Annotated in this window: 9 protein-coding genes and 1 pseudogene; 8 read left to right on the top strand and 2 right to left on the bottom strand. The window is 39.4% G+C overall.

Annotation, left to right across the window (positions count from 1 at the left end):
• The first annotated feature begins 33 nt into the window (after nucleotides 1-33).
• The gene (locus RMB13_RS21200) at nucleotides 34-480 is read left to right on the top strand and encodes a hypothetical protein (RefSeq protein ID WP_311086292.1); all 447 of its coding nucleotides are present in this window, start codon (nucleotides 34-36) and stop codon (nucleotides 478-480) included.
• A gap of 11 nt (nucleotides 481-491) precedes the next feature.
• On the opposite strand, the gene RMB13_RS21195 is transcribed toward RMB13_RS21200, so the two are convergent.
• Complete coding sequence (locus tag RMB13_RS21195) at nucleotides 492-1,367, bottom strand: LysR substrate-binding domain-containing protein (RefSeq protein ID WP_311086348.1); 876 nt, start codon at nucleotides 1,365-1,367, stop codon at nucleotides 492-494.
• A gap of 256 nt (nucleotides 1,368-1,623) precedes the next feature.
• On the opposite strand from RMB13_RS21195, the gene RMB13_RS21190 reads away from it, so the two are divergent.
• The 6 genes and pseudogenes from RMB13_RS21190 (at nucleotide 1,624) to RMB13_RS21165 (ending at nucleotide 7,338) form a co-directional block, all read left to right on the top strand.
• A complete protein-coding gene (locus tag RMB13_RS21190) occupies nucleotides 1,624-2,373 on the top strand; it encodes an SDR family NAD(P)-dependent oxidoreductase (RefSeq protein ID WP_311086291.1) in 750 nt (249 codons plus the stop codon).
• Nucleotides 2,374-2,450: 77 nt separating this feature from the next.
• Nucleotides 2,451-3,752 carry an MFS transporter gene (locus RMB13_RS21185; protein WP_017391710.1) on the top strand — a complete coding sequence of 434 codons (1,302 nt, stop codon included), beginning with the start codon at nucleotides 2,451-2,453 and terminating at the stop codon, nucleotides 3,750-3,752.
• Between the two features lie 19 nt (nucleotides 3,753-3,771).
• A complete protein-coding gene (locus RMB13_RS21180) occupies nucleotides 3,772-4,617 on the top strand; it encodes a transketolase (protein WP_151744013.1) in 846 nt (281 codons plus the stop codon).
• Between the two features lie 10 nt (nucleotides 4,618-4,627).
• Nucleotides 4,628-5,632, top strand: coding sequence for a transketolase family protein (locus tag RMB13_RS21175; protein WP_151743961.1), 1,005 nt, complete (start codon nucleotides 4,628-4,630; stop codon nucleotides 5,630-5,632).
• A 106-nt stretch (nucleotides 5,633-5,738) separates the two neighbouring features.
• Nucleotides 5,739-5,871 (top strand): annotated as a pseudogene (locus tag RMB13_RS21170) (hypothetical protein); the annotation flags it as partial.
• A gap of 198 nt (nucleotides 5,872-6,069) precedes the next feature.
• Nucleotides 6,070-7,338, top strand: a complete 1,269-nt coding sequence (locus RMB13_RS21165) for a hypothetical protein (RefSeq protein WP_311086290.1) — start codon at nucleotides 6,070-6,072, stop codon at nucleotides 7,336-7,338.
• A 46-nt stretch (nucleotides 7,339-7,384) separates the two neighbouring features.
• On the opposite strand, the gene metH is transcribed toward RMB13_RS21165, so the two are convergent.
• Nucleotides 7,385-11,071 carry a methionine synthase gene (gene metH, locus RMB13_RS21160; RefSeq protein WP_311086289.1) on the bottom strand — a complete coding sequence of 1,229 codons (3,687 nt, stop codon included), beginning with the start codon at nucleotides 11,069-11,071 and terminating at the stop codon, nucleotides 7,385-7,387.
• A 464-nt stretch (nucleotides 11,072-11,535) separates the two neighbouring features.
• On the opposite strand from metH, the gene RMB13_RS21155 reads away from it, so the two are divergent.
• Nucleotides 11,536-13,167 carry an inorganic phosphate transporter gene (locus RMB13_RS21155; protein ID WP_311086288.1) on the top strand — a complete coding sequence of 544 codons (1,632 nt, stop codon included), beginning with the start codon at nucleotides 11,536-11,538 and terminating at the stop codon, nucleotides 13,165-13,167.
• Nucleotides 13,168-13,268: the final 101 nt, after the last annotated feature.

Here is a 13,268-nt window from a genome sequence, read left to right as displayed (position 1 = left end):
TTTATTATCAAAATTCAACAGTAAGCTATTTTTATGATTCATTCTGACTCGGCTTTAAAATTTTCACTCGGTCTTAATGGCCTATCATTTGACATAGACAACCAACATATTCAACTTGAACAAGGCTTGAGTTTTATTAATTCAAAAAGCATTAGCCGTAGTGTGATTGATGAACTTGCTATTGAAAAAATGATTTATTTTATTGAAGAAATCATAGAGTCTCAGCCACTAAGAAATCTAAATATAGGTGGTGTAGCTGTTACTGCTGATACAGCAATGATACAACTTAGTGATTTATTTTTTAGTGCTCAAAAGCAAATCAGCCGTATTGAGCTTGAACATGGATTTAATGATTTTATTGAGCGTTTGAGTCACTACACAAGCCAAGTAGCCCCAGATCAGCTTTATATTTTTACCTACTTTGTATTTGTTCGAGAGATGATGCATCACTTAAGAGTTGAGCAAATTCAAATCATTTAATAATCACTTTCTCAATCTGCCAACTCATCATGAATCCAGTTTAAAAACAGCTCAATTTTAGGAATAAACTGATGGGTTCGCGGGTAAACCAAATGATGAGCAGAGATAGGAATCGATAGCTCATCTGCAAAAACTCTAACTAACTTTCCAGATTCCAAATAATTTTGAGTGAGTAAATTACTTTCTAAAACAAGACCTAGTCCGTGTGTGGCTGCTTCAAGTGACATGTAAGAGCGGTCAAAACTCAAAGTATAGGGAAACTCAGGAATGCTTAAGCCCTGATGCGCAAACCACTGGGGCCAAGTGACTAAGGTTGAGCGCGATAAAATCAGTTCTTTTTTTAATAAATCTTGGGGCTTATGCACTGGGCTACGCTCAAGCAACTTAGGCGATGCAAGCACTTCTAGCTTTTCATTACGAATGGTTCTGATTTCTACCCCTGTCCAGTTGGGCAAACCATGTCGAATATCTATGTCGATCTTATCGCGAGTAAAGTGCAAATTTTCATATGAACACGACAGGTTGACCTGAATCATTGGGAACTTTTCTTTAAATGATTCGAGGCGTGGCAGTAGCCAAAGCAAACCAAAACTTGGGGATGAATGAATATATAAACTGTCTTTAGGGCTTTTATCGGCAGCTTTTTCAGTGGCTAACATCAGGTTATGCAAAATGGTCGTGACATCCTGAAAATAGCGTTCACCTAAAGGAGTAAGCGTCACACCACGGGCACCACGAATAAATAAACTTTGCCCAATCATTTCTTCGAGTTTGGCAATTTGGTGACTGACTGCTGAAGGCGTGAGATTTAAATTCTCTGCTGCTTTGGCAACATTGCCAAAACGGGCAGTTTGTTCAAAAGCCTGTAATGTTTTAATTGAGGGCATCTGGTTGAAATTGTTTTCACTACTATCCATGAAATGATCCGTTTTTATCCCTAAAACTTATTTGAAAATAGCATAGGCATGAATTTTTTCACTACTATCCATGAAATGATCCGTTTTTATCCCTAAAACTTATTTGAAAATAGCATAGGCATGAATTTTTTTCATGCCTTGTTGAATTCGACATGATTGCTGGGCTTTGTGAAAAAAGGGATTCTAAGTCAGAACTCAGGAAATAAAGTGTAAAAGAGGATTCAACATGTTACTACAAGGAAAAGTGGCATTAATTACCGGTGCAGCATCAGAACGTGGAATTGGGCGAGCAACCGCAGAAATCTTTGCCCAACAAGGTGCCAAAGTCATTATTGTTGATTTAGATCTTGCTCAAAGCCAAAACGCTGCAAAAGCACTTGGCGAAGGGCATTTAGGTCTTGCTGCAAACGTTGCAAATGAAGAGCAGGTCAAAGCAGCTGTTGAACAAGCTATACAACACTATAGAAAAATCGACATTTTAATTAATAATGCAGGCATTACCCAGCCTGTAAAAACACTTGATATTCAACGCAATGATTATGACTGTGTTTTAGATGTCAGCCTGCGCGGAACACTCATTATGTCGCAAGCCGTTATTCCATCCATGAAAGCAAATGGTGGTGGAAGTATTGTGTGTCTATCTTCTGTTTCAGCACAACGCGGTGGTGGTATTTTTGGCGGGCCGCATTATAGCGCTGCAAAAGCTGGGGTTTTAGGTTTGGCAAAAGCGATGGCTCGTGAGTTTGGCACTGACCAGATCCGTGTAAATTCTCTTACTCCGGGTCTAATCCAGACTGATATTACGGGTGGTTTAATGAATGATGACCGTCGTCATGACATTCTTGCAGGTATTCCACTTGGCCGTTTAGGTAAAGCACAAGATGTTGCAAATGCAGCATTATTTTTAGCAAGTGATCTGTCAGCTTACTTAACTGGTGTAACACTCGATGTAAATGGTGGCATGCTGATTCACTAAAGCTTGCCATTTAAAAACTAAAAATAGAATGATGGTCACAAGAGGATACTGTGGCCAAATGTAAAGGGATTCGCATGATGGATACAGTATTTTCATCTGAAGTAGATACGGCAGTTCGTAAATCGGCGTATCGAAAAATTGCATTTCGGCTCATGCCATTTTTAATGCTTTGTTATTTTTGTGCCTATTTAGATCGAGTAAATGTTGGTTTTGCCAAGCTCCAGATGATGAGCGATTTACAGTTTAGTGAAGCTGTATATGGGCTAGGCGCAGGGATTTTCTTTATTGGTTATTTCCTATGTGAAGTGCCAAGTAACATCGTACTCCACAAAGTAGGAGCAAGACGCTGGATTGCCCGCATCATGATTACATGGGGCATTTTGTCAGGCTGTTTTGCCTTTGTTCAAACCGAATGGCAATTTTACACCTTACGTTTTTTACTCGGTGTTGCCGAAGCGGGTTTGGCCCCAGGCTTATTGCTTTACCTCACTTACTGGTTTCCGTCTTACCGCCGTGCACGCATGACCGTACTTTGGTTTATCGCGATTCCAATCTCGGGAATGATTGGTGGGCCACTTTCGGGTCTAATCATGGACCGAATGAGCGGTGTGCATGGCTGGTTTGGCTGGCAGTGGATGTTTTTAATTGAAGCGATTCCTACGGTTGTCGTCGGTTTGCTCGTACTCGCTGTTTTAAAAGATTCCGTTCAAGACGCGAACTGGCTAACTCAAGACGAGAAAAACTTGGTGAAGCAAGAGCTTGCTCAAGATAACCAACACAAAGAAGGTCACGGTAGCATTAAAGAGTTTGTCGCGGATAAACGTTTATGGTTACTTGCAGGCATTTACTTCTGTGTGGTGATGGGTCAATACGCCATTACCTTTTGGCTACCTACTCTCATTCGTAACTCAGGCATCAGTGATAACTGGCATATTGGGCTACTTACGAGCCTTCCTTATATGTGCGCCATTGTAGTTATGCTTTTGGCAGGGCGCAGTGGTGACCATTTCCAAGAACGCCGTTGGCACTTAATTATCCCAATGTGTGCGGGTGCGATCGCACTTACACTTGCGACTTTGCTCGCTTCAAATCTGACACTTTCTTTAATTTTCCTCTGCATTGCAGCCTCAGGTGTGCTCACTGCATCTTCTTTATTCTGGATGTTACCAACCAACTTTTTGGGTGGTGTTTCGGCAGCAGCAGGTATTGCAGCAGTCAATAGCTTTGCTAACCTTGCTGGATTCTGCTCACCTTATTTAATCGGTTGGGTCACCACCAACACAGGCTCAAATGCAATCGGCATGTTCTTAATCACAGCAGTATTAATTTTCGGTGCCAGTTTGGTTCTGCGCGTTCCGGCAAAACTGGTCAATCGTTAATAAGGAATAGTAAATGACAATGTTAAATGTTGATAAATCAGGCCAAATTGCCGAGTTGCAACAACGTGCCTATCACATTCGCCAACATGCTTTACGTATGGGGCAGGTACAGGGCCAAGGCTATGTTGGACAAGCATTAGGTGCCGCAGATCTACTCGCAGTATCTTATTTTCATGCCATGAAATATCAGCCAGAAAACCCAGAGTGGGAAGGCCGTGATCGTTTTTATCTCTCTATTGGACACTATGCAATTGCACTTTATGCAGCGTTAATTGAAGCCAACATTATTCCGCTTGAAGAACTTGAAACCTATGGGGCAGATGATAGTCGTTTACCGATGTCGGGCATGGCTTCTTACACCCCAGGTATGGAAATTACAGGAGGCTCATTAGGTCATGGTTTGGGGATTGCAGTAGGCGCATGTTTAGGACTGAAACAGAAAAAGTCGGATGCTTTTGTTTATAACTTGCTGTCTGATGGTGAGTTAAATGAAGGCTCAACATGGGAAGCGGTGATGTCTGCCTCTCATTGGAAACTAGATAACCTGATTGCCATTATTGATGTAAATAACCAACAGGCAGATGGGCATTCAAGCGAAATTTTGGCTTTTGAACCCATTGTAGACCGTTGGCAGTCATTCGGTTGGTACACCCAGCGTGTCGATGGCAACAATATGGAAGCTTTACTTGAGGCATTCGACCAAGCACGAAACCATGAGGGAGCATGCCCACGAGTCATTATTTGTGACACCAAAATGGGCAAAGGCGTGTCGTTCTTGGAAAGCCGCGAAAAAACACACTTCATTCGTGTTGATGAACATGAATGGGATGATGCTTTAAACATTTTGACCCACTACGGACAGTAAGGAATATACCATGAGCCAGTTAGCCAATCCTCCTAAGAAAAAACTAACCACTTCGGCAATGATTGCTTCTATTGCTGCCGAGGGGCAACCGACCAAACCAGCACCATTTGGACATGCACTGAATGCCTTGGCAAAAGAGCGTGATGATATTGTGGGGTTGTCAGCCGATTTATCAAAATATACAGACCTGCATATTTTTGCTAAAGAAAACCCAGACAAGTTTTTCCAAATGGGCATGGCAGAACAACTTTTGATGAGCGCAGCAGCAGGACTCGCTCGTGAAGGATTTGTTCCCTTTGCGACCACCTATGCTGTGTTTGCATCACGCCGTGCCTATGACTTTATTTGTATGGCGATTGCGGAAGATAATCTGAATGTCAAAATTGTGGCGGCACTTCCGGGGTTAACCACAGGCTACGGTCCAAGTCATCAGGCAACAGATGATATTGCGATTTTCCGTGCAATGCCGAATCTCATGATAATTGACCCATGTGATGCCTTGGAAATCGAACAGGCGATTCCTCAGATTGCCGCACATAACGGTCCTGTATATATGCGTTTATTGCGTGGTCAGGTTCCATTAGTGCTCGATAAATACAATTACCAGTTCAAATTGGGTAAGGCGCAGGTGATTAAACCGGGTAAAGATTTACTCATTATTTCGACGGGTTTATTGACCATGCGTGCGCTTGAGGCAGCCGAAGAGCTTGAAAAAGAGGGTATTGAGGTTTCGGTGCTGCATGTACCTACAATTAAACCTTTAGATGAACAAACTATTTTGGATGAAGTCGCAAAAGGCGGACGACCTGTTTTAACTGCCGAAAACCATTCTGTGATTGGTGGATTAGGGGAAGCAGTTGGGTCATTGCTTTTAAGAAATGGGCAACACCCTCGTTTTGATATGATTGGTTTGCCAGATGCATTTTTAGATGCAGGGGCATTACCAACTTTGCATGATCGATATGGTATTTCAACTGAAGCAGTTAAAGAGAAGATTAAGTCACATTTGAAATAAAAGTAATGTGTGTTTGATACAGATAGTACCGAAAAGAAATCCCTTAATCTTAAAGGTTGGGGGATTTTTTTATTTACGGATTGTTTAATCTAAAATTGTTAGGTTAAATGATTTTATTGAGCGTTTGAGCTACTACACAAGCCAAGTGTCCCAAAATCAGCTTTATGTTTTTTACCTACGTTGCATTTATTCGAGAGATGATGCATCACTTAAGAGTTAAGGAAATTCAAATCATTTAAGAAATCACTTTTTAAAATAATACCAGTCTGTGTTGCAATCTTAAGTGTCATATAAGAGCAGTCAGAACTCAAAGTATAGGTAAGTTGGAAAGGCTGATTATTTTTTATAATTTTTAATTGAATTTACAAGTGATAGCTTTTATAAGTAAAGATAATATCTCTTCAACTTTGAAAAACAAAAAATAATATGAGGATTCTATGAGTTATAAGCTAATCAAAATAGGTTTGTTAAGTACCATTTTTTTAATTGGTTGTGGGGAGGATTCCCAAAGAGAAGAAAATCAATATGAAAAAAATATACTTAGAGTAGAAGCTAAAAATTTTAATGATAAAGTTAACTTGAATGTAAAAGAGGAGGAGTATAGTTTAAGTGCTGATGGTAATAACCCTGACGTAACTCTCCATTTTAACAAATCTGATAAAACTGATTTTCCTATTTATGGTGTATTAAAGCTTTTGGGTGAAAGTAAAAAAGCAAGTTTTTCTACATTGGGTTGGTTAAATAAAGATAAAAATATTAGTTTTTTATTTTGCATAGATTATGCCAATTGTTCGAGTAATACAGAATATAGTTTTGATAATATTAGTCGGAAATTGAATGTAAGATTTAAAAGTAACTTTAATAATTTATTTGAAAACTATTTGGAAGGATCGGGATGGGAAAAAACTATACCTGCAACGATTACAGGTGATTTAGAATTAAAAATACCCTCTAACTGGCTAGCCTTTAAAAAAGATAGATTTCCAAAAAAAGATGGGATAGGTAATCTTAAAGTAGATAGTCAAATATATAAGTTATCTGAGATGAATTCAGATATTAATTTCTATAAAGATGATAATGGTGAGTATATTGGTAGTGTAGATCAACTTGATTTTAAAAAAGGTGATGATAGTGTTAATATTGAAATATATAAAGGAATTGAGGAAAGTCAATCGTTTAAAGATATAAGACTGAAGATATATAATTATAATAAAAACAATGAATCATTTTTTTTATTCAATGATCTAATTCCTGCTTCATTTGTATCATGGAATGAGGATGGTAAAATATTATCTATTAATATAGAAAAATTAATTTTAGTTAATCGAGAAAATTCTAAAACTAAAATGTTGGATTTGAAATTTAATATTCCTCGAAATACCTCTAATCTTACAATCAATAACGAAAAAATTCTTATATTAAGGCAGGATTATGGTTTTGCTTATGTGATTAATGATCAGAAAAAGTATGCTATTAATTTAGTAGGGAAAGCAGGAAATTATCCACTAGAAATAACTCAGGAATTTAATGGTAATGTTACAATTGAAACTATCAAAGAAAATGAAAAGATAGTTTGTGGGGGGCGTTATAAACCTTGTTTAGGTGTGTCAATGGAAAACGATAAAAAAACTTTTAGATTTAATAATGTTAAATTAGGTAAAGATATTTTAGATGGAGCAATTTATATTCCAGGAGTTATAGATTAAATGCTATAAAAAATCCCCTCAATTGAGGGGATTTTCCTTTAATAACTTAAACAATCGAATCATCTAAATTCGGCCCTAACCAGCGTTTCGCCTCATCAAGTGTCCAACCTTTACGTTTTGCATAATCGTCAAGTTGGTCTTGAGAGATTTTGCCCACGTTAAAGTATTCACTTTGAGGGTGCGAATAATAGAAACCACTTACCGAAGATGGCGGCATCATTGCAAAGTGTTCAGTCAGTTTAGTACCGATTTTGTCTGTAGAACCTAACCAGTCAAACAACACCGCTTTTTCAGAGTGCTCTGGACACGCTGGGTAACCCGGTGCAGGGCGAATACCGACATATTTCTCTTTAATCAGTTCTTCATTGCTAAGTGTTTCATCTGCTTTATAACCCCAGAACTCTTTACGAATGCGTTCATGCAAGTGTTCTGCAAAGGCTTCAGCAAAACGGTCAGCCAACGACTGAACTAAAATTGCAGAGTAGTCATCACCTTTAGCTTTGTATTCATTTGCCAATTCGTCTGCACCAAAAATCGATACAGTGAAACCACCCAAGTAGTCCTGTTGCTCACGGTCAGTACGAATGTAATCTGCCAAAGACAAGTTTGGTTTACCTGTGACTTTGTCTGATTGCTGACGTAAGTGTTCAAATGTATGCGTAACATTTTGACCAGCTTCATCAAATACGCTGACGGTGTCGGCGTCAGTGCGCTGCGCAGGGAACATACCAAATACAGCACGTGCATCAAAAAGGTTGTTGTCGATAATATCTTTCAACATTGCTTGAGCTTGGTTGTACAAATCTGTTGCAGCTTCGCCAACCACTTCATCTTGTAAAATTTTCGGGAACTTACCTGCCAAACTCCAAGAAATGAAGAATGGTGTCCAGTCAAAATATTCAACCAATGTTTCAAGCGGGTAGTTTGTTAAAACTTGAGTTCCCAAAAGATTTGGTTTTGTAGGAACGTAGGTTTCATCAATTTTAAAGCCATTTTGAACAGACTCTGCATAAGTCAGTTTGGCAGCTTTAGGTTGTTTGTTGGCTAAGCGCTCACGAATTTTGGCATATTCAGCACGGTGCTCTTCAATGAATTTTCCACGCATTTCTTTTGAAAGTAGGGTAGTTGCAACACCTACAGCACGTGAGGCATCGGCAACATAAATCACAGCATCGTTATGGTACTGAGGGTCAATTTTTACTGCTGTGTGTGCTTTCGATGTCGTAGCACCACCGATCAATAAAGGAATGTCAAAGCCTTTACGTTGCATTTCTTTAGCAACAAACACCATTTCATCTAAAGACGGAGTAATAAGACCTGACAACCCGATGATGTCACATTTTTCATCAATCGCAGTTTGCAAGATTTTCTCGCAAGGTACCATCACACCGAGGTCAACAATGTCGTAACCATTACAACCGAGTACAACACCCACAATATTTTTACCAATATCGTGTACGTCGCCCTTAACAGTTGCCATTAGGACTTTACCTTTAGATTGGCTACCTGTTTTTTCAGCTTCAATGTACGGGTTGAGCCAAGCCACAGCTTGCTTCATGACACGTGCAGATTTCACAACCTGTGGTAAGAACATTTTGCCTGAACCGAACAAGTCACCGACCACGTTCATACCATCCATCAAAGCGCCTTCAATCACATCTAATGGACGTTTAGCTTTTAGGCGAGCTTCTTCTGTGTCTTCATCAATGTACGTGGTAATACCTTTGACTAACGCATATTCAAGACGTTTTTCTACAGGTTCGTTACGCCATTCAAGGTTTTCGGCTTCACGTTGTGCACCGCTATGACCACGGTATTTTTCAGCGACTTCAAGCAGTTTCTCTGTGGCATTTTGGCCAGACTCACCTTGGTTCTGGTTTAAAACAACATCTTCAACCGCATCTTTGAGTTCTTTAGGAATATCATCATAAATTGCCATTTGGCCAGCATTTACAATCCCCATGGTCATGCCTTGTTTAATGGCATGGTACAAGAACACAGAGTGAATGGCTTCACGAACAGGCTCATTTCCACGGAATGAGAACGATACGTTCGATACACCACCAGAAATCATGGCGTGAGGTAAGTTCTGTTTAATCCAACCTGTGGCTTCAATAAAATCGACGCCATAGTTATTGTGTTCTTCAATCCCTGTTGCCACTGCAAACACGTTTGGGTCAAAAATAATATCTTCAGCAGGGAAGCCAACATCATTAACCAAAACATCATAAGAACGTTTACAGATTTCACGCTTGCGTGCAGCAGTATCTGCCTGACCAGTTTCATCAAAAGCCATCACAATAATCGCGGCACCATATTGACGGCAGAGGCGAGCCTTTTCGACAAACTCGTCATAACCTTCTTTTAAGGAAATCGAGTTAACAACAGGTTTACCTTGTACACATTTTAAGCCAGCTTCAATGATTTCCCATTTTGATGAGTCAATCATGATAGGTACACGTGAAATATCTGGCTCAGAGGCCACAAGGTTTAGGAAATGAACCATCGCATTTTGCGAATCGAGCATCCCTTCATCCATGTTGATGTCAATAATCTGGGCACCAGCTTCTACTTGCTGCTGTGCAACTTCTAAAGCTTCGGCAAAGTTTTCTTCACGAATTAAGCGTAGGAATTTTTTTGAACCTGTAACGTTAGTACGTTCACCCACGTTAACGAACAATGAGTCATCATAAATATTAAATGGTTCTAAACCACTTAAGCGGCAAGCTGGCTTAGTTTCAGGAATTTGACGGGGTGCAATGTCTTTTACAGCATTGGCAATAGCACGAATATGATCTGGTGTGGTACCACAGCATCCACCTGTAATGTTAATGAGGCCACTTTCTGCAAATTCTTTTAAGAAGGCAGCAGTTTGCTCAGGGGTTTCATCATATTCACCAAAAGCGTTTGGTAAGCCAGCATTTGGATGGGCAGAAATGAAAGTATCAGCAACATCAGACACAGTTTTAACGTGAGGGCGCATGGCATCTGCACCAAGGGCACAGTTAAAACCAATTGAAAGCAAATCACCATGACGTACAGAATTCCAGAACGCTTCAGCAGTTTGACCTGTTAATGTACGGCCCGATGCATCGGTAATAGTCCCTGAAATCATGAGTGGTAATTCATGACCAATTTGTTTAAAGACTTCTTTCACCGCAAAAATTGCAGCTTTACAGTTTAATGTATCAAAAACGGTTTCAATCAGAATGATATCTGCACCACCTTCAATCAGCGCATGAGTGGCCTCAATATAGTTTTCTTTTAGCGCATCAAAGGTAATGTTACGAAAGGCAGGATCATTTACATTGGGTGAAATTGAACAGGTACGCGATGTTGGGCCGAGTACACCCGCTACAAAACGAGGTTTGTCAGGTGTTGAATATTTTTCACAGGCTGCTTTGGCTAAACGGGCTGCTTCACGGTTAATTTCGGGAACAAGGTCTTCCATGTGGTAATCAGACATAGAAACACGTGTGCCGTTAAAGCTGTTGGTTTCAATAATGTCTGCACCAGCATCAAGGTAAGCTTCATGAATGCCTTGAATGATTTCTGGCTGTGTCAAAACTAAAAGGTCATTATTACCTTTTAAGTCATGTGCCCAATCGGCAAAACGCTCACCACGGTAGTCGGCTTCTTCCAATTTATGGCGCTGGATCATCGTTCCCATTGCACCATCAATAATCAGAATGCGTTTAGCAAGAAGCGCTTTTAGGGTGGCAAGCGTAGACATAGAAAACCCCGATCTTTTATATGAATTTAAAAATGCGGCGCTATTGTAACAGAATAGCAGCACAATTGATGATCTATGACGACCCACCATTCACCGTAAATTAGTCGTAAAAAAAAGTGTTTTCGAACAAAAAGAGGGTGTTTTTTCATCAAATATTCATAAAATGATCATGATATTGAAATATTTCATCTCCAATATTCTGTTTTATGACAATTGGGCTGTTTAAAAAAGCGTCATATAGGTAATTTTTTAGATATTTTTGCTTTAAAAATAGTCATAAATAAGGAAGATATAAATTGATTTAAATTATTGTATTTTAATAAAAAAATAAAATGGATCGAGGAAAGGTGCATCAAATGAGGTCAAAATATGAAAAATTGACTTCATCAGGCGCCGCTTTGTCATATAATTGTCATAATTTAACTTAAGAATACAGAGGATTTTTCTATCCTCTTACCGTCTGCATGAATTCTAATCTACCCCCTGTTTCGGATTCAAAACTTGCGGCAAACCTGCAAGTCAAATCGACGAATGTACATGTCCCGACACCTAAGTTCTTTATGCCGGTGTTTCTGACAATTATTATTGCAACACTTATTTATATTGGATTTCAGGTGAGTGCTGATTTAGCGCATGTACCGCCTTTGAGTCTTTATTCGGTTATTCTCTTATCTACTGCACTCTTGATTGCTTTAGGCTTTGAGTTTGTAAATGGCTTCCATGATACTGCAAATGCAGTAGCGACAGTGATTTACACCAATGCTTTACCTGCACCGGTTGCAGTCATGTGGGCAGGTTTTTGTAATTTTCTTGGGGTAATGGTTGCAAGCGGCGCAGTCGCTTACGGCATTATTGCATTGTTGCCTGTTGAATTGATTATGAACATGGGTAGCGGTGCAGGTTTCGCAATGGTTTTTGCGCTTCTTATTGCTGCGATTCTCTGGAACTTAGGTACTTGGTTCTTGGGTATTCCTGCTTCTAGCTCTCATACTTTGATTGGTTCAATCTTGGGTGTGGGCATTATGAACCATCTATTGAGTGCATCGACTGGGGTAACCACCAGTGGTGTTGATATGGATCAGGTGATTAAAGTCGGTAAGGCCTTATTATTTTCACCTTTAATTGGTTTTGCTTTTGCAGCGATTGTATTCTTGTTGGTTAAAACTATTTTTAAACGCCAATTAGAATTATTCCAACCACCAGAAGGTAATAAACCACCACCAGCAATCATTCGTGCAATTTTAATCTTTACCTGTACAGGTGTAAGTTTTGCACATGGTTCTAATGATGGTCAAAAAGGTATGGGTTTAATCATGCTGATTTTGGTTGGTCTGGTGCCTTTGGCTTATTCATTGAATAAAAACCTTGATACACAACAAGTTCAATCATTCCATCAGCTTTCTTCTCAAACTGCCGTACTTTTGAATCAAAATCAGCCAGAATTAACCGATGAAAAAGCACGTGTTATTTTGACTAAATATATTCAAACTAAACAGCAAACTCCGGAAATAGTGGCTGCATTGGCAAGCATGACTGATCATTTGGGTGCGCGAGTTTCTAGCTATAGCAACTTAAAAGACATTCCAGAAGCTGCAATCAGTGAAATTCGTAATGACATGTATTTAAGTACAACGACGTTTAAGCGTTTGGATAAAGCAGATGCTTTACCAAAAATGGATCAATCACAAGAAAAACTCGTGAAAGAATACCGTAGTAGCTTAGATTCATTCTTACAATACATTCCAACTTGGGTGAAAGTAGCAGTTGCTTTGGCACTTGGCTTAGGCACCATGGTTGGCTGGAAACGTATTGTTGTGACTGTAGGTGAACGTATTGGTAAACATCATATGACTTATGGTCAAGGGATGTCTGCTGAGCTTGTCGCAATGAGTACAATTGCAGCAGCCGATGGTTTAGGTATGCCTGTTTCAACAACACACGTTTTAAACAGTGCTGTTGCTGGTACCATGGTAGCGAATAGATCAGGCTTAAACTTCAATACAGTTAAAACGATTTTATCTGCATGGGTATTTACACTTCCTGCAACAATCTGTTTGTCAGGCGGTTTGTACTGGTTATTCTTACAGTTTGTATAAAAGTATTTAAAAAATTAAAGCCACTGTTCACAGTGGCTTTTTTATTTGTTTCTTTTTAACGTTCAGTCTATTTTCATGTACATTCAATTATAAATTAACGA

Source organism: Acinetobacter sp. V102_4 (genome assembly GCF_031799005.1).
Classification (GTDB): Bacteria; Pseudomonadota; Gammaproteobacteria; order Pseudomonadales; family Moraxellaceae; genus Acinetobacter; species Acinetobacter calcoaceticus.
Note: the sequence above shows the minus strand (reverse complement) of the source record. Positions and strands in the feature narration are given on the sequence as shown.